General features: G+C 63.4%; 17 protein-coding genes. 10 read left to right on the top strand and 7 right to left on the bottom strand.

From position 1 onward, the window contains the following. Nucleotides 1–13: 13 nt before the first annotated feature. The 3 genes from I3253_RS02295 to prfA all read right to left on the bottom strand — a co-directional run bounded on the left by I3253_RS02295 (nt 14) and on the right by prfA (nt 2736). Nucleotides 14–622 carry a DUF4167 domain-containing protein gene (locus tag I3253_RS02295; RefSeq protein WP_197916000.1) on the bottom strand — a complete coding sequence of 203 codons (609 nt, stop codon included), beginning with the start codon at nt 620–622 and terminating at the stop codon, nt 14–16. Nucleotides 623–847: 225 nt separating this feature from the next. Further along, nucleotides 848–1687 carry a peptide chain release factor N(5)-glutamine methyltransferase gene (gene prmC, locus I3253_RS02290; RefSeq protein WP_197915999.1) on the bottom strand — a complete coding sequence of 280 codons (840 nt, stop codon included), beginning with the start codon at nt 1685–1687 and terminating at the stop codon, nt 848–850. Beyond that, complete coding sequence (gene prfA / locus I3253_RS02285) at nt 1684–2736, bottom strand: peptide chain release factor 1 (protein WP_197915998.1); 1053 nt, start codon at nt 2734–2736, stop codon at nt 1684–1686. Before prfA ends, prmC begins: the two co-directional genes overlap by 4 nt. A gap of 61 nt (nt 2737–2797) precedes the next feature. Between prfA and I3253_RS02280 the strand changes: the two genes are divergently transcribed. Next, on the top strand, nt 2798–3106 hold the full coding sequence (locus tag I3253_RS02280) for a hypothetical protein (protein WP_197915997.1): 309 nt from the start codon (nt 2798–2800) through the stop codon (nt 3104–3106). On the opposite strand, the gene I3253_RS02275 is transcribed toward I3253_RS02280, so the two are convergent. The 3 genes from I3253_RS02275 to I3253_RS02265 form a co-directional block, all read right to left on the bottom strand. After that, nucleotides 3029–3433, bottom strand: a complete 405-nt coding sequence (locus I3253_RS02275; RefSeq protein ID WP_197915996.1) for a DUF1499 domain-containing protein — start codon at nt 3431–3433, stop codon at nt 3029–3031. The two genes, I3253_RS02280 and I3253_RS02275, sit on opposite strands and share 78 nt — an antisense overlap. 96 nt (nt 3434–3529) lie before the next feature. After that, complete coding sequence (gene speB, locus I3253_RS02270) at nt 3530–4501, bottom strand: agmatinase (RefSeq protein ID WP_197915995.1); 972 nt, start codon at nt 4499–4501, stop codon at nt 3530–3532. A gap of 144 nt (nt 4502–4645) precedes the next feature. Then, the gene (locus tag I3253_RS02265; protein WP_197915994.1) at nt 4646–5821 is read right to left on the bottom strand and encodes a M20 aminoacylase family protein; all 1176 of its coding nucleotides are present in this window, start codon (nt 5819–5821) and stop codon (nt 4646–4648) included. 62 nt (nt 5822–5883) lie between these two features. Here I3253_RS02265 and mazG point away from each other — a divergent pair, with 62 nt between their 5' ends. The 8 genes from mazG (at nt 5884) to I3253_RS02225 (ending at nt 13809) form a co-directional block, all read left to right on the top strand. Next, a complete protein-coding gene (mazG, locus tag I3253_RS02260) occupies nt 5884–6711 on the top strand; it encodes a nucleoside triphosphate pyrophosphohydrolase (RefSeq protein ID WP_197915993.1) in 828 nt (275 codons plus the stop codon). A gap of 81 nt (nt 6712–6792) precedes the next feature. Then, nucleotides 6793–7806 carry a Fe(3+) ABC transporter substrate-binding protein gene (locus I3253_RS02255; protein WP_197915992.1) on the top strand — a complete coding sequence of 338 codons (1014 nt, stop codon included), beginning with the start codon at nt 6793–6795 and terminating at the stop codon, nt 7804–7806. A 209-nt stretch (nt 7807–8015) separates the two neighbouring features. Then, nucleotides 8016–8957 (top strand): nucleoside hydrolase, encoded by a 942-nt coding sequence (locus tag I3253_RS02250; RefSeq protein ID WP_197915991.1) that lies wholly within the window; start codon nt 8016–8018, stop codon nt 8955–8957. Then, nucleotides 8954–9406, top strand: a complete 453-nt coding sequence (locus I3253_RS02245; protein WP_197915990.1) for a GNAT family N-acetyltransferase — start codon at nt 8954–8956, stop codon at nt 9404–9406. The genes I3253_RS02250 and I3253_RS02245 overlap by 4 nt, the downstream gene beginning before the upstream one ends. Nucleotides 9407–9457: 51 nt before the next feature. Beyond that, nucleotides 9458–10867 (top strand): protein adenylyltransferase SelO, encoded by a 1410-nt coding sequence (locus I3253_RS02240; protein WP_197915989.1) that lies wholly within the window; start codon nt 9458–9460, stop codon nt 10865–10867. 79 nt (nt 10868–10946) lie between these two features. After that, a complete protein-coding gene (locus I3253_RS02235; RefSeq protein ID WP_197915988.1) occupies nt 10947–11639 on the top strand; it encodes an endonuclease/exonuclease/phosphatase family protein in 693 nt (230 codons plus the stop codon). A gap of 54 nt (nt 11640–11693) precedes the next feature. After that, complete coding sequence (locus tag I3253_RS02230; protein WP_197915987.1) at nt 11694–12956, top strand: cation:proton antiporter; 1263 nt, start codon at nt 11694–11696, stop codon at nt 12954–12956. Nucleotides 12957–12960: 4 nt separating this feature from the next. Further along, on the top strand, nt 12961–13809 hold the full coding sequence (locus I3253_RS02225) for a PhzF family phenazine biosynthesis protein (protein ID WP_197915986.1): 849 nt from the start codon (nt 12961–12963) through the stop codon (nt 13807–13809). 20 nt (nt 13810–13829) lie between these two features. Here the strand turns inward: I3253_RS02225 and I3253_RS02220 are convergent, their stop codons facing one another. Beyond that, nucleotides 13830–15077: a DEAD/DEAH box helicase gene (locus I3253_RS02220; RefSeq protein WP_232236850.1), complete on the bottom strand. Its 1248-nt coding sequence runs from the start codon at nt 15075–15077 to the stop codon at nt 13830–13832. A 352-nt stretch (nt 15078–15429) separates the two neighbouring features. Here I3253_RS02220 and I3253_RS02215 point away from each other — a divergent pair, with 352 nt between their 5' ends. After that, nucleotides 15430–15846, top strand: a complete 417-nt coding sequence (locus tag I3253_RS02215; RefSeq protein ID WP_197915985.1) for a Fur family transcriptional regulator — start codon at nt 15430–15432, stop codon at nt 15844–15846. The last annotated feature ends 2 nt before the right edge of the window (nt 15847–15848 follow it).

Below are 15848 nucleotides of genomic sequence, written 5' to 3'. Positions count from 1 at the left end.
GCCGCGTGCGCGCCTATTCGGCCGCCGCGCCCCCTTCGGGGGTCGATGCCGCTTCGGCTGCCGCCGGGGCGTCCTCATCCGATTTCTTGCGACGCGGCGATGAGCTTGAGCGCTTGCGGGTCGACGGTTTGCGGGTCGATTTGGACGGCTCTTCCTCGGCCCTGTTTTCCGGTGTCTCCACCAATCCGCTCTCGGGCGCGTCCACGATCACGTCCGGCTGATCGCGTTCGGACGGATCGATCACCAGATCCGGCTGTTCACCATCATTGCCATTGGCTTCGCGTTCCTGCCGGTCCATGCGATCGCGCCGCTCGCGGTCCCGCTCGGCCTGACGCTCGCGGTTCACCCGCTCCTGTTCCTCGCGGCGCGTGTCCTGTTCGCGCTGCGCCTCGTTCAACATGCGCAGATAGTGTTCTGCGTGCTGCTGGAAATTCTCGGTCGCGACACGGTCATTGCCCAGCTGCGCATCCCGCGCCAGCTGATTGTACTTGTCGATGATCTGCTGTGGCGTACCGCGCACCTTGCCCTCGGGGCCCGAGCTGTCAAACACGCGGTTGACGATATTGCCCGAAGGACGGTTGCGGTTCGACTTGTTCCGCGAACGGGATTTGGATGATCTCATGGTAAAGCTGTCCAGCCCTGGTCTGCTATTATCTGCGGAGCCCGTTTCGCGCCTCTTGCGCTCTCAAAAAAATCCGGAAACTCGACTTTGTGGCTTGGTGTCCAGCGGGACCGCCCTCGCGGGCATCCATCATCAGGACACCCCCTGACTAATTCGCTTCGTTGCGTCGCACAAGGGCTAAAACCCGCACGACAGTGGTTTTTCCGCGTCAGTTCGGCGCATTTGTCACTGTTTTTGCCCCGCGACAACCCGGTCGCGCCCGTCCAGATCGCACAACACCCGCAAATTGCCCAAACCCGCCGCCCTGAACATTGCCGCCACATCGGCCCCCTGACGCCAGCCGATCTCCACCATCACATGCCCGCCCGCGTTCAGATGCCGCGCCGCCTGCGCCGCAATGGCCCGGTAGGGCGCCAGCCCGTCGCCCCCCGGCGTCAGCGCCTCATGCGGGTCATGATCGCGCACCTCGCGCGCCAGGTCCTTCATTTCCCGCGCCGAAATATAGGGCGGGTTGGACAGGATCAGATCGAACCTTCCAATCTCTTCGGGCAGCCACACACCCGCCTTGCCAATGCGCAGAAACTCCAAACGCTGGCGCACATCCTGATCAGAGGCATTCTGCTCGGCCACGGCCAGCGCCGCGCCGCTGATATCCGTCGCCAGCGCGGTCGCGCCGGGCCATTCGCCCAACAACGAAACCGCGATGATCCCGGTTCCCGTCCCCAGATCGGCAAACCGGGCCACCGGCCCGATGTCCAATGCCGCCGCAATCAGGGTCTCGGTTTCCGGGCGCGGGTCCAGCGTGTCGCGCGTCACCGTGAAATCACGCCCCCAGAACTGGCGCCGCCCCAGTATCCTGGACACCGGTTCGCCCGCGGCGCGGCGCGCGATCAACGCCCGGAACCGGGCCGGATCGGGCAGTACCATATCCGCTTCCAGCATCACCCGGCCCGGCGCGATTCCCGCCGCTTCGGCCAACAATGCACGCGCATCCCGTGCCGCGCCGTCAATCCCCGCCGCCTTCAGCCGCGCGATCCCCTCGGCAAGCCCCTGGCGCAGGTTCACCCCTGCATCTCCGCCAGCATCGCCGCCTGCGCATCCGCCGTCAGCGCGTCGATCACCTCATCCAGATCGCCCTGCATCACCTGGTCCAGCTTGTACAGCGTCAGGTTGATCCGGTGATCCGTCATCCGGCCCTGCGGAAAATTATAGGTGCGGATCCGCTCCGACCGGTCCCCCGATCCCACCTGCCCGGCACGATCCGCGGCGCGTTCGCTGTCGATGCGCTGGCGTTCCAGATCATAAAGCCGCGTCTTGAGCACCTGCATCGCGATCTCGCGATTGCGGTGCTGCGATTTTTCCGAGCTTGTCACCACGATCCCACTTGGCACATGCGTGATCCGCACCGCCGAATCCGTGGTGTTCACATGCTGCCCGCCCGCGCCCGAGGACCGCATCGTATCGATCCGCAGATCATTGGCATCGATCTGGATATCCACGTCCTCCGCCTCGGGCAGCACCGCCACCGTCGCCGCCGAAGTATGGATCCGCCCGCCGCTTTCGGTGGTCGGCACTCGCTGGACGCGATGCACACCGGATTCGTATTTCAGTCGCGCAAAAACGTTCTCACCCTTGATATGGGCCACCACTTCCTTGACACCGCCCAGCTCCGTCACCTGCTCTTCTAGGATCTCCAGCTTCCAGCCCCGCGCCTCGACGTAACGCTGGTACATGCGCAGCAGATCGCCGGCGAACAGCGCCGCCTCGTCGCCCCCGGTTCCGGGCCGGATCTCAAGGATCGCCGGGCGCGCATCCGCCGCGTCCCGGGGCAACAGCGCCAGTTGCAGCGCCCGCTCCGCCTCGGGCAGCGCCGCACGCAAACCGGGCAGTTCCTCTTCGGCCAGTTCCTTCATGTCCGGGTCGCCCAGCATCTCTTCGGCCTCGGCCATATCGCTCAGCAGCCGGCGATAGGCGGCGATCTGCGCCACCACCGGCTTCAGCTCGGAATATTCCTTGGCCAGCACGGCAATATCGCTGCCCCCGCCCTCGGCCATCTGCGCTTCAAGATACTCGAACCGCCGGGTGATCTGTTCTAGTCGCTCTATCGGAACCATGAGGCTAAGTGGGGCAATCTGCGGAGTTGGTCAAGAGGCGCGGACAGTGTATCATGCCGGTATGAAACGCTTGGCCGCCCTGCTTCTTCTGCTCGCGCCGCCCGCCTATGCGGACGGCTTCATGAACGGCGTCCCGATAGAATGCTACTGCACCGACAGCGCGGGCGAACGCAAGGAGATCGGCGAAACCATCTGCCTTCAGGTCGACGGGCGCATGTTCATGGCCCAGTGCCAGATGTCGCTGAACGTCCCGATGTGGCGCGAGGTCGCCCCCGGCTGTCTCAGCTCAGAACTAGAAGGCGGGCAAAGCCTCGATCCATCGCTCGATCCGCGCGGCATTGACCCCGAAATCGCGCCGCCCAAAGCGTGAGCGCGCCAGAATGCCAAGGTCTTCGCCGTCCTGAATGGCCGTGGTGTAATCGGGAAACCCCACCACGCGCGTGCGGGTGACAAAGGTGATCATGCCGTCCTGCACCGATCCGGCCAACACATATGTGCGCGGGTCCGCCTCGGCCACCGCCGCCAGCCGCTTCAACCCGTCCTTGCCGATGGTCACGCGCCGCGTCGCGCCGTTTCCAAAGGTCTTGTCGCCCACAACGTTTGGGGGCTGATGCCAGCGCGCCGGGTCCGAGGGGGCAAACCGCACATAGCCAAGCCCGGCCAGAAACAGCCCCAGAACGATCCAGAAATACACCATGAAACGCACAATCCTTGTCTCCTGCCCCCGGCAGCACCTCGGCCGGGTTGGCGAACAAGACCGGCTCGGGGACGAAAAATCAAGACCGCTTCCAGCTCAGGGCGTCGCGCGACGCCGCGTCCACCCCCACAGGCAGATCAGCTCGGTCGCCACATGCGCCCCCGCAATCGCGGTGGCGCCGGTGGTGTCATAGGGGGGGGACACCTCGACAATATCACCCCCCACCAGGTTGATCCCCGCCAGATCGCGCAGGATGATGCTGGCCTGCCCGCTGGTTAGCCCGCCCCAGACCGGCGTGCCGGTGCCCGGCGCAAAGGCCGGGTCCAGCCCGTCAATGTCGAAACTCAGATAGACCGGATTGTCCCCCAGGATCGATCTGATCTTGCGGGCCACGGCCACCGGACCGGTTTCATGCACCTCGCGCGCGTCGATGATATTGAACCCCAACGTATCGGGATTCTCCGTGCGGATACCCACCTGCACCGATGTCGCCGGGTCCACCAGCCCCAGCTTGACCGCCTTGTAGAACATCGTTCCGTGGTCGATCCGGTCCATGTCGTCATCGGCCCAGGTGTCGGTATGGGCATCAAACTGCAACAGGCTGACCGGCCCGTATTTCTCGGCATAGGCTTTCAGGATCGGAAAGCTGATATAGTGATCGCCCCCCAGCGTGATGCTGGCCGCCCCCGCGTTCAGGATGCCCCGGATATGTTGGGTCAGCGTGTCGGGAAAATCGCTGATCCGCGCATAATCGAACGCCAGATCGCCATAATCGACGATGGTCAGCTCCCGGAGCGCATCATAGCCCCAGCCGTAGGGCGGATCGAAAGCCTGCAACGCGCTGGCCTCGCGAATGGCGCGCGGACCCAGCCGCGTGCCGGGGCGGTTGGTGACGGAATGATCAAACGGGATGCCGGTCACGGCAATATCCACACCCTCCAGATCCTTGGAATACTTGCGCCGCAGGAACGAGTTCGCGCCCCCGAACGTATTCTCAAAGCTCGGGCCCCGCAGGGTTTCGCGCGTAAAGGCCGTGTCCACCTGATGCTTTGCGTCTTCCAGCGCCATGCCGCCCGCTCCCCCTGTGTGAAAATTTGATCAAATTTCCCGCAACCCCGCCCAAAGGTCAAGCCCCCACAAGCGGCGGCGCGATTTGCATGGCGGATCGTGGGCGGACGGGTGGGCGATCTGCCCTGCAAATCGCCCCTGCCCTCACACCGGCTGCGCGGTCTCCACCAGCCGGGCAAAGAACGAGGCGCCAATCGGGGCGATTTCGTCGTTGAAATCGTATTTCGGATGATGCAGCCCGGCCCCCTCGCCCGCGCCCAGGAACAGATAGGCGCCGGGGCGCCGCTCCAGCATATAGGCGAAATCCTCGGCGCCCATCTCCATGCGCGCCGCCGGCTCCACCGCCGCCGCCCCCACAACCTCGCTGGCAACCTGTACGGCAAAGTCGGTCTGCCCGGCATGGTTCACCGTCGCCGGATAACCCAGCTCGATCTCCAGCCGCGCCTCCAGCCCATAGGCCGCCGCCGTGCCCGCCACGATCTCTTCCAGACGCTGGTGCACCATCGCCTGCACCCCCTTGTCAAAGCTGCGGATCGTGCCGTTCAGATAGCCCGTATCCGGGATCACATTGTTCACCGTTCCGGCATGGATCTGCGTCACCGACACCACCACCTCGTCACGTGCGTCATGGTTTCGGCTCACGATGGTCTGGATCGCGTTCACCATCGCCACCGCCGCCACCACCGGATCCAGCGTGTCCTGCGGATAGGCCCCGTGCCCGCCGCGCCCCTGAATATGCACCTCGAACGTGTCCACCGCCGCCATGATCGGCCCCGGCGTGGTCTGGAACCGCCCGAACTCCACCCCCGGCACATTGTGAATGCCATAAACCTCGCCGATGCCGAACCGCTCCATGATGCCCTCCCGCACCATTGCTTCGGCCCCGGCCCCCTCTTCCTCGGCGGGCTGGAAAATCAGCGCCACCCGCCCGGAAAACTTGCGGGTCTCCGCCAGATAGCGCGCCGCGCCCAGCAACATCGTGGTATGCCCGTCATGCCCGCAGGCATGCATCATGCCCTCAACCTTGCTGGCATGATCCAGCCCCGTCATCTCTGCCATGGGCAGCGCGTCCATATCGGCGCGCAACCCGATCGTCGCCCCTTCGCCCTGCCCGGTCTCGCCCTGCCCGTTGATGATTGCCACAATCCCGGTGGTGGCGATTCCCTCATGGATCTCGTCCACCCCGAATTCCCGCAAACGCTCGGCCACGAATCCGGCCGTCTTGTGACAGTCGAACATCAGCTCCGGCATGGTGTGCAGATGCCTGCGCCAGGTTTTCATATCTTCCGCGTAATCTGCAATCCGGTTTACGACAGGCATGTCTGGACTCCCTTCGCGACTTTCCCTTTGATGCAGCAGACCCCAAAAAGGAGCCCTCCGCAATGGCCGAAGATCCCCTGATCCTTGATCCCCTCGGCGGGATGCCGCGCCTTCTGGAAATCATGCGCCGCCTGCGTGATCCCGAAACCGGCTGCCCCTGGGACATCGAACAGGATTTCGCCACCATCGCGCCCTACACGATCGAAGAGGCCTACGAGGTCGCCGACGCCATCGAACGCCAGGACTGGGACGACCTGCGCGGTGAACTGGGCGACTTGCTGTTCCAGTCCGTGTTTCACGCCCAAATGGCCGCCGAGGCCGGGCTGTTCACCTTTGACGATGTGGCCAACACCATGTCGGACAAGATGGTGGCCCGCCACCCGCATGTGTTCGGCGACGAAACCCGCGACAAATCGGCCGAACAGCAAACCCGCGACTGGGAAACCGTCAAGGCCGCCGAACGCGCGGACAAGGCCCAGAACGGCACGCTGGACGGTGTCGCGCTTGGCCTGCCGGCCCTGTTGCGCGCGGTCAAGCTCCAGAAACGCGCGGCCCGTGTCGGGTTCGACTGGCCCGATATCGGTCAGGTCGTGGACAAGATCATCGAAGAGGCGGGCGAACTGGCCGAGGCGCGTGAAACCATGACCCAGACCGAGATCGAGGAAGAATTCGGCGACATGCTGTTTGTCATTGCCAATCTTGGCCGTCACCTGAAAATCGATCCCGAAGCCGCCCTGCGCGCCACCAATGCCAAGTTCATCCGCCGCTTCGAGGCGGTCGAAGCCCGGCTCGCCGCGATGGGCAAAACCCCCGGAGAGTCTGACCTGAAGGAAATGGATGCCCTGTGGGACGCGGTAAAGGGCGAGGAAAAGCAACAGAAAAATACCTGACTTCTTTATTCGGGTATTGACCCTAGTTTTTCACTCAGGTATTTGCGGATCAATCGCAACTGCAACCAAAGAGCACATTCAATGACATTCTCCCTGAAATCCTCTGTCTTTGCCGCCGCCGCCCTGTCCGTCGCGGCCCCCGCCATCGCGCAAGAGGTCAATATCTACTCGTATCGCCAGCCCGAACTGATCGCGCCGCTGACCGATGCCTTCACAGCCGAGACCGGGATCAAGGTCAACGTCGCCTATCTGTCCAAGGGCATGATCGAGCGTCTGCAATCCGAGGGCGATCGCTCGCCCGCCGATGTGGTGCTCACGGTCGATATTTCGCGCCTTGCCGCCATTGTGAACGCCGGCCTCACCCAGCCGGTGTCCAGCGACACGCTCAAGGCCAATGTGCCCGCGCAATACAGGGATCCCGACGCAAACTGGTACGGGCTCACCACCCGCGCGCGGATTGTCTATGCCTCCAGGGATCGTGTGGCCGATGGCGAAGTCACCACCTACGAGGATCTGGCCGATCCGAAATGGCAAGGGCGCATCTGTACCCGTTCGGGCACCCATGCCTATAACGTGGCGCTCACCTCGGCCGTGATCGAACATCTGGGCGAAGACGGCGCGAGGGACTGGCTTGAAGGCATCAAATCCAACCTCGCCCGCAAGCCGCAAGGCAACGACCGGGCGCAGGTCAAGGCGATCTGGGCCGGCGAGTGCGACGTGGCCATCGGCTATACCTATTACATGGGCAAGATGCTGTCCGACGAAGAGCAAAAGGAATGGGCCGAAAGCGTGAAGGTTGTTTTCCCGACTTTCGAAAACGGCGGTACCCACGTGAACATCTCGGGCGTTGCCATGACCAAAGCCGCCCCGAACAAGGAAAACGCCCTCAAGCTGATGGAATTCCTGACCTCGCCCACCGCACAGGAAATCTATGCCAAGGCCAATTTCGAATATCCGATCGCGCCCGGCTCGCAGCCCGATCCGCTGGTCGCAAGCTGGGGCAGCTTTACCGCGGATGATGTCAACCTGATGACCCTGGCCGGCCACCGCGCGACGGCGCTCAAACTCACGGAAGAAGTTGATTTCGACGGCTGATGCACAGGCGAATCGTGCACAAGATCATGGGCGGTCCCTTGCGGGGCCGCCCTTTGCGTTAAGGGGCCGGAATCTGGCACCCGAACCGGCGCGATACCGACGTGATACCGACGCGATGCCGAACGCGGTTTTCCGCCCTTAACCCGCACTGTACTTGCCATTGAGTCGAACCATTGACACTGTGCCTTCAACGCCGAAGAGGAGCAGAAATGAGCGCGCGCAAGATCATCATCGACACCGATCCCGGCCAGGACGATGCCGTGGCCATCCTGCTGGCCCTGGCCAGCCCCGAGGATATCGACCTGCTGGGCATTACCGCCGTCGCGGGCAATGTCCCGCTGACCCTTACAAGTAAAAATGCGCGTATTGTCTGTGAGTTGTCTGGCAAACCTGATGTAAAGGTCTTTGCCGGATGCGACCGCCCTTTGGGGCGTGATCTGGTGACGGCAGAGCATGTCCATGGCAAGACAGGCCTGGACGGGCCCAGCCTTCCGGACCCGCAGATGCCGCTTCAGGAACAGCACGCCGTGGATTTCATCATCGAAACGCTGCGCGCGCATCCCTCCGGCACCGTCACGCTCTGCCCGCTCGGCCCGTTGACCAACATTGCACTGGCCTTTGAGAAAGCCCCGGATATCATTGAAAAGGTTCAGGAAATTGTCCTCATGGGCGGGGCCTATTTCGAGGTGGGCAACATCACGCCCGCGGCCGAATTCAACATCTATGTCGATCCCCAGGCCGCGCATATCGTATTCCGCGCCGGAGCGCCGATCGTGGTGATGCCGCTGGATGTCACCCACAAGGCGCTGGTCACTCAACCGCGCAATGACGCGTTCCGCGCCCTGGGCACGCCGGTTGGCAAGGCCGTCGCGGAAATGACTGATTTCTTTGAGAGATTTGACAAAGAAAAATACGGCTCGCTGGGCGCGCCGTTGCATGATCCCTGCGTCACCGCCTATCTGATCCGCCCGGATCTGTTCTCGGGCCGCCATATCAATGTCGAGATCGAAACCCATTCCGAACTGACCATGGGCATGACCGTGGCCGATTGGTGGGGCGTCACCGACCGCGCGCCCAACGCCATGTTTATCGGCGACCTGGACGCAGATGGCTTCTTTTCCCTTTTGACACAAAGACTTGGCCGCCTATGAGCAGCGCGATGCACCTGGCCGGCCCCGAGGATCTGGCGCCGCTCACCCGGCTTGTCGCGGCGTTCCATGCGGAAACCGGCATCGCCCAGGACGAGCCAACCCGCGAAGCGGCCCTGAAACCGCTGCTTGCGGGCTCACCCTATGGCGCGGCCTATCTGCTTGGCCCGCGCCGCGCTCCCATCGGCTATGTCATCGTCGCCTTTGGCTGGTCGATCGAATACGGCGGGCTTGACGCGATTGTGGACGAGGTGTTCATCCGCCCCGGCGTGCGTGGGCGCGGCGTGGCCAGCGGCGCGCTCGCCGCCCTGCCCAGGGCCCTTTCCGGCGCGGGCATTCGCGCGGTGCATCTGGAGGTCGCCCGCGATGACGACGCGGCACAGCGCCTGTATGCCCGCGCCGGGTTTCGCCCGCGCGACCGCTACATGCTGATGTCGCGCAAGCTTGTGTGAGCCGCGCTCTTTCGCTCTGGATTTCCTGTATTTCCAGCTTATCTTTTGCCCATGAGCCTGCACATCCCCTTTGACAACAGCTATGCCCGGCTTCCGGCACAGCTTTTTGCCAGCCACGCGCCCACTCCGGTCGCGACCCCCCGTCTGGTAGCTTTCAACCATGCGCTTGCTGCCACCCTTGGCCTCACCGGAACCGATGAAGAGGATACGCTGGCCCAGGTCTTTTCGGGTTCGGTCATTCCGCCTGGCGCAGAGCCACTCGCCCAGCTTTATGCCGGGCATCAGTTTGGTCACTGGAACCCAAACCTAGGGGATGGCCGCGCTATTTTACTTGGAGAAGCAAACGGTTACGATATACAGTTAAAGGGCGCGGGCCGCACACCTTATTCGCGAAGCGGCGACGGGCGCGCATGGCTTGGCCCTGTACTTCGCGAATATGTGCTGTCCGAGGCCATGCACGCGCTTGGTGTTCCCACCACCCGGGCGTTGGCCGCTGTAGAAACCGGCGAAGAGGTCTTTCGCGAAACCGCACTTCCGGGCGCTGTGCTCACCCGCGTGGCCACCAGCCATATCCGTGTCGGCACGTTCCAGATCCTCGCCGCCCGCCAGGATATTACCGGCCTCCAGGCACTCTTTGAACACACCCTCACCCGCCACTTCCCGGACGCGACTGGCCCCGTGGACTTGCTTGACGCCGTCATCGCCCGCCAGGCGGAACTGATCGCGCACTGGATGTCGATCGGGTTCATCCATGGCGTGATGAACACCGACAATTGTGCGATTTCCGGTGAAACCATCGATTACGGCCCCTGCGCCTTCATGGACAGCTACCACCCGAACACGGTGTTCTCCTCGATCGATCGTCAGGGCCGGTATGCCTATGCCAACCAGCCCGACATCGTCGTGTGGAACATGGCGCAACTGGCCACCGCGCTGGTTCCGCTGATGCCGGACCAGGACGCCGCGATTAAGGCCTTTACCCGCTCCATCCACGCCATGCCCGCCCTGATCCACCACAGTTGGCTGCGCCGTTTCCGCGCCAAGATCGGGCTAAATACCGCCCGGGACGGTGACGAAACCCTGATCACCGGCCTTCTGACCCTGATGGCCCAGCAGGGGGCGGATTTCACCAACACGTTCCGCGCCCTTGTCAACGATTCGGCCGGGGATCAGTTTGTCGACCGGCCTGCCTATGAAGACTGGGCGCGGCCCTGGCGCGACCGACTGGAGCAGGAGCCGGGCGATCCGCAGGCCACCATGCGCGCGGCCAACCCGGCGCTGATTGCGCGCAATCACCGCGTCGAGCAAATGATACAGGCAGCCGTTGCAGGCGATTACACCCCCTTCACCCGCCTGATGACGGCTCTGGCCACGCCCTATGACGCGCCCGGCGCCTTCAGTGACCTCGCCCGCCCGCCCAGCGAGGACGAGCGCGTTCAGCGTACTTTTTGTGGCACGTAAGGCCTGGCAGCGACACTAAGGGCCATGGCAACTCCGCAGCCGCCGCTGCATTATCGGCGGGCGAAACCGACGGGCCACCATGACCAGACTGCGCATTGCCAGCTACAATCTTCAGAAATGCGTCGGTCTGGACATGCAGCGCCGCCCGGATCGTTCGATGCTGGTGATCCGGGCCTTGCGGGCCCAGGTCGTGGTGCTGCAAGAGGCCGACAAACGCCTGCCGCCACGCCCCGCGGCGCTTCCCTTTGACCTGATCGAAACCCATGGGTTTCACGTTGTCGATTTCGGGCAACCCGGCGGCTCTCTCGGGTGGCACGGCAACGCCATGCTGTTGCGCGACGGCGTTGACATCCGCCAGACCGCGCGGATCGAGTTGCCCGGGCTGGAACCGCGCGGCGCGATCCGGGCCGAATTGAGCACGTCACTTGGCCCGCTGCGGGTGATCGGCGTGCATCTGGGCCTGTTACGCCGCTACCGCCTGATCCAACTTTCGGCGATCACACGTGCCCTGCGCACCCTGCCCCCGTGTCCAACCGTACTGGCCGGGGATTTCAATGAATGGGGCCCCAAACACGCGCTGGATGCCGCCACACCGGGGCTGGATTTTGTCGACCCCGGCCATTCCTTTCCGGCGGCGCGGCCCATCGCGGCGCTGGACAGCTTTGCCCTCAGCGCCGGCCTTGCCGCCGTGGATCGCGGTGTCCTGGCCCGCCGCCCCGCCGCCGTGGCATCGGATCACCTTCCGGTCTGGATCGATCTCGTCGCCCGCTAGCCAAGTCCCGATCCTCATGCTAGCCCTTGGGCCAAAATCATCGGGACCGGCATCATGAACTTTCTTCAGATCACGTCGCTGCTTATCGTGCTTGCGGGCGCGTTTGGTGCCATCAACTATCTGTTTTTGCGCCTGCCTTCGGCCATTGGCATCCTTGTCGTCGCGCTGTTTGCCTCTTTTGGCGTGCTGGCGATCGATCTTGCCTGGCCACAGCTTGCCATCGCCGATACCGCCCGCAGCCTGATCCTTGGGATTGATTTTTCCGACGCGTTGCTTGAGGGCATGTTGGGCCTGTTGCTGTTTGCCGGTGCGCTGCATGTCAAACTGGCCGACCTGCGGGCGCAGTGGATGCCGGTGGCGCTTATGGCCACCCTGGGCGTCGGGCTGTCCACGGCCATTGTCGGTTTTGGCTTCAGCTGGATCACCGGGATGCCGCTGATGATCGCGCTGGTGTTCGGTGCGCTGATTTCTCCGACCGACCCGGTCGCGGTGCTGGGTGTCCTGCGTCAGGCCAATCTGCAAAAAAGTCTGGAGACCAAGATCGCCGGGGAAAGCCTGTTCAATGACGGTGTTGGCTATGTCGTGTTTCTTGTCTTGTCCGGCATCGCGTTTTCCGCAGGCGCCACGGGCAGTTCCGGGTCCGGCGCGTCGGAGCTAGATGACGCGGCGATCCTGTTCGTGCAAGAGGCGCTTGGCGGCGCGGTGCTGGGTATTGTGCTGGGGTGGCTTACCTTTCGTGTCATGCGGCTGATTGACGATCCGTCGCTTGAGGTACTGCTCACGCTCGGGTTGGCGTTTGGCGGTTATGAACTGGCCGTTGCCCTGCATGTATCCGCGCCGATCATGGCGGTGTGTGCGGGCCTGCTGATCGGCGAGATCGGCACCAAGCACGGCATGTCGGCGCAAACCCGCGAATATGTCGATGCCTTCTGGAAACTGATCGACGAAATACTGAACGCGGTCCTGTTCCTTTTGATCGGGCTGGAGGTGTTCGCCGTGGCCTTCGACATGGCGTTTCTTGCGTCCGGGGTCATGGCGATCGCGCTGGCGCTGGTCGCCCGGCTGGCGGCGGTGGCCGTGCCGGTGATGATTCTGGAACCGTTCCGGAGTTTCAGCCGGGGCGTGATCCCGATCATGACCTGGGGCGGTCTCAAGGGGGGTATCTCTGTTGCCCTTGCCCTGTCGCTGCCGCCGAATGAGTGGAAGCCCCTCATCCTGACCGCCACCTATGTCGTGGTGATCTTTTCGATTGTCGTTCAAGGCCTGACCGTCGCGCCTCTGGCCCGCCGCGTCGGACGCGAACCCGATCTGGTGTGAGGCCATGACCGATTTTGTTGTCTATGATGTTTTTTCGGAAAAGCCGTTTGGTGGCAATCAATTGGCCGTCATTCCTGAGGCTTCGGATCTACCCGAGGCGGACTTGCAGCGCATCGCGCGCGAGTTCAATTTTTCGGAAACCACGTTTGTCTATCCGCCATCGGATGCCACCAGCACGGCGCGTGTGCGCATCTTCACCCCAACCATGGAAGTGCCCTTTGCCGGCCATCCGGTGATCGGTACAGCCGTTGCGCTGGCCGAACGCGGCCATGGGCCGGACATGGTGCTGGATCTGGGTATCGGCCCGCTGCGATGCCACGCACAAGACGGCGCCGCGCGTTTCACAACCACGGCTGCGCTGGAAATAATCTGCCACCCGGCGCCGGATCTTGTGGCCGCGGCACTGGGCATTGCTCCCGACAGGGTCCAGTTCGAATCTCATGCCCCTGTCATGGCTTCGCTCGGGCTTGCCTTCACCATCACCCAACTGGACAGCCGCGCGACGCTGACTGCCCTGGCGCCGGATGTGGCGGCCTTTCGCAAAGGCAACGCCGCCTACCCCTCGGGGCTGGACTTTGCCCAGTTCGCCTATGTTCGCGAGGGCGATACGATCCACGCCCGCATGTTCGCGCCGCTGGACAATATCCCCGAGGATCCGGCCACCGGCAGCGCCTGCGCCACGCTGGGCGCGCTGCTTGCTCGGATCGACGGGCGCGATCTGTCGTTGACAGTCCACCAGGGCGACGACATGGGTCGCCCCAGTGTGATCGGGCTTGAAACCAGCGGTTCCGCGGTCACTGTGTCGGGCCAGGCGGTGCAAACCATGCGCGGCCGCCTGACCTATCCCGCCTGACCCGTTCCGAATGGCCGGGATCAGGCCGCTTTTTTCTGGCGGCGCCCACGCGGCGGACCGCTGCGCCGACGGCGCTGTCCGTTTCCACCACCGGGTTTGCGATTGCCGCCACGTCCTTCGGGACGCTCTTCCAGCCCTTCCCAGGGACGCCCCGAGGCCACGGGGATGGTGAATTTCATCACCTTCTGAATGGCACGCAGCTCGCCCACCTCGTCGGGGGCACAGAATGCCGCCGCGGCGCCATCCATGCCGGCGCGCGCGGTGCGCCCGATCCGGTGGATGTAGTTTTCGGGCACATTGGGCAACTCGTAGTTATAGACATGGCGCACTTCGGGAATGTCCAGGCCGCGTGCCGCCACATCCGTGGCCACCAACACCTTGGTTTCCCCGGCCCGGAATCCCCGGATCGCGCGTTCGCGCTGGCCCTGGCTTTTGTTGCCATGCACCGAATCCGCCGAATATCCGGCCTTCTGCAACGCCTTCATCAACCGTTCGGAACCGTGTTTCGTGCGCGCGAAAACGATCGCCGCCTCGTCGCGATGCCCGTTCAGCAACTCGATAAGCAGCGCGGTCTTCTCGGCCTTGGCGATGAAATGCACCGCTTGCGTGATCTTGTCGGCGGCCTTGCCCGGAGGCGACACCTGCACCTTGACCGGATCGTTCAGATAGGTGGCGGCGATTTCGGCCATCTGCTTGGGCATGGTGGCCGAAAACAGCATGGTCTGCCGCTTTTCGGGCAACCAGGACGCGATCTTGCGCAGCGCGTGGATAAAGCCCAGGTCCAGCATCTGGTCAGCCTCGTCCAGCACCAGAAATTCGGTGGCATCCAGCGTCATTGCCTCGCGTTCCATCAGGTCGATCAGCCGCCCCGGCGTGGCCACAAGAATATCGGTGCCCCGCTCCAGCCGTTTGATCTGTGGCCCCAGGCCAACGCCGCCAACCACAAGCCCCACCTTTGTCGGCGTGCCCTGCACCTGATCGCGCAGCGTCGCGTTGATCTGGTTGGCCAGTTCGCGCGTCGGTGCCAGCACCAGCCCGCGCACGGTGCGCCGCTCCGGCTTGCAGCCAAAGTTCTGCATCGCCGTGATCAGCGGCAGTCCAAAGGCCAGCGTCTTGCCGGTGCCGGTCTGCGCCAGCCCCATCACGTCGCGCCCTTCCAGCGCAAGGGGAATCGCCCCATCCTGAATCGGAGTAGGTGTGGTCAGGCCGCTCTGTTCCAGACGGGCCACCATTTTCGCAGGCAGGCCCAAGTCAGTAAATGTCGTCAAAATATCGTCTTTCCGGCCCCATGCCCCTGCACGACGCCATTGATTATGCCCGCATCGCGCGGGCGTTTGGTGGTCGGCCCCGATCCCAACCGCCTGCCTTTTGCAGAAACGGCCGATCCGAACCCTGGCCCCACGCGTGATTTTGGGATCAATCTGTTGCCTTGTTGGGGGGCCGTGACATCAGCCACAAAGGCCCCGCTGCTCACGCGGCAGAAGGCATCGGGGGCTACATGAGGGTTCGCGCCCGCGCTGTCAAGGGCGATACGGCCCAAAACAGCCGGCAAAAACCGGTGGTCTGCACGGGCCGGTTTGGATACAGAAGGGTGTCACAGATGAAAAGATCAGGACGGCAATGGGCAAGACCGACACCATCCTTGAACGATGCGGGGCCAAGGGGCTGCGCATGACCGGGCAGCGCCGCACCATTGCCGCCGTGCTTCAGGACAGCGATGACCACCCCGATGTGGAAGAGCTTTTTGCCCGCGCGGCTTCGCGCGATGCCGGCATTTCGCTGGCCACTGTCTATCGCACGGTCAAACTGTTCGAAGAGGCGGGCATTCTGGACAAGCTGGAATTCGGCGATGGCCGCGCCCGATATGAAGACGCCGAACGCGAACATCATGACCACCTGATCGATCTGCATACCGGCGACGTTATCGAATTTGTCGACCCCGAGATCGAGGCCCTCCAGGAAAGAATCGCCGAAAAACTTGGCTATCGCCTCAAAGGCCACAGGCTGGAACTTTACGGAGTTCCGATCCGCAAATAGCG

This window comes from Thiosulfatihalobacter marinus, assembly GCF_016019955.1.
Lineage (GTDB): Bacteria > Pseudomonadota > Alphaproteobacteria > Rhodobacterales > Rhodobacteraceae > Shimia > Shimia marinus_A.
The sequence above is the reverse complement of the archived record's forward strand: the minus strand, read 5'-3'. Positions and strand labels throughout refer to the sequence as shown.

Coding starts and splice junctions, on each gene's coding strand:
- I3253_RS02295 (WP_197916000.1), bottom strand. CDS start 622: ATGAGATCATCCAAATCCCGTTCGCGGAACAAGTCGAACCGCAACCGT.
- prfA (WP_197915998.1), bottom strand. CDS start 2,736: ATGGTTCCGATAGAGCGACTAGAACAGATCACCCGGCGGTTCGAGTAT.
- I3253_RS02280 (WP_197915997.1), top strand. CDS start 2,798: ATGAAACGCTTGGCCGCCCTGCTTCTTCTGCTCGCGCCGCCCGCCTAT.
- I3253_RS02275 (WP_197915996.1), bottom strand. CDS start 3,433: ATGGTGTATTTCTGGATCGTTCTGGGGCTGTTTCTGGCCGGGCTTGGC.
- speB (WP_197915995.1), bottom strand. CDS start 4,501: ATGGCGCTGGAAGACGCAAAGCATCAGGTGGACACGGCCTTTACGCGC.
- I3253_RS02265 (WP_197915994.1), bottom strand. CDS start 5,821: ATGCCTGTCGTAAACCGGATTGCAGATTACGCGGAAGATATGAAAACC.
- mazG (WP_197915993.1), top strand. CDS start 5,884: ATGGCCGAAGATCCCCTGATCCTTGATCCCCTCGGCGGGATGCCGCGC.
- I3253_RS02255 (WP_197915992.1), top strand. CDS start 6,793: ATGACATTCTCCCTGAAATCCTCTGTCTTTGCCGCCGCCGCCCTGTCC.
- I3253_RS02250 (WP_197915991.1), top strand. CDS start 8,016: ATGAGCGCGCGCAAGATCATCATCGACACCGATCCCGGCCAGGACGAT.
- I3253_RS02245 (WP_197915990.1), top strand. CDS start 8,954: ATGAGCAGCGCGATGCACCTGGCCGGCCCCGAGGATCTGGCGCCGCTC.
- I3253_RS02240 (WP_197915989.1), top strand. CDS start 9,458: ATGAGCCTGCACATCCCCTTTGACAACAGCTATGCCCGGCTTCCGGCA.
- I3253_RS02235 (WP_197915988.1), top strand. CDS start 10,947: ATGACCAGACTGCGCATTGCCAGCTACAATCTTCAGAAATGCGTCGGT.
- I3253_RS02230 (WP_197915987.1), top strand. CDS start 11,694: ATGAACTTTCTTCAGATCACGTCGCTGCTTATCGTGCTTGCGGGCGCG.
- I3253_RS02225 (WP_197915986.1), top strand. CDS start 12,961: ATGACCGATTTTGTTGTCTATGATGTTTTTTCGGAAAAGCCGTTTGGT.
- I3253_RS02215 (WP_197915985.1), top strand. CDS start 15,430: ATGGGCAAGACCGACACCATCCTTGAACGATGCGGGGCCAAGGGGCTG.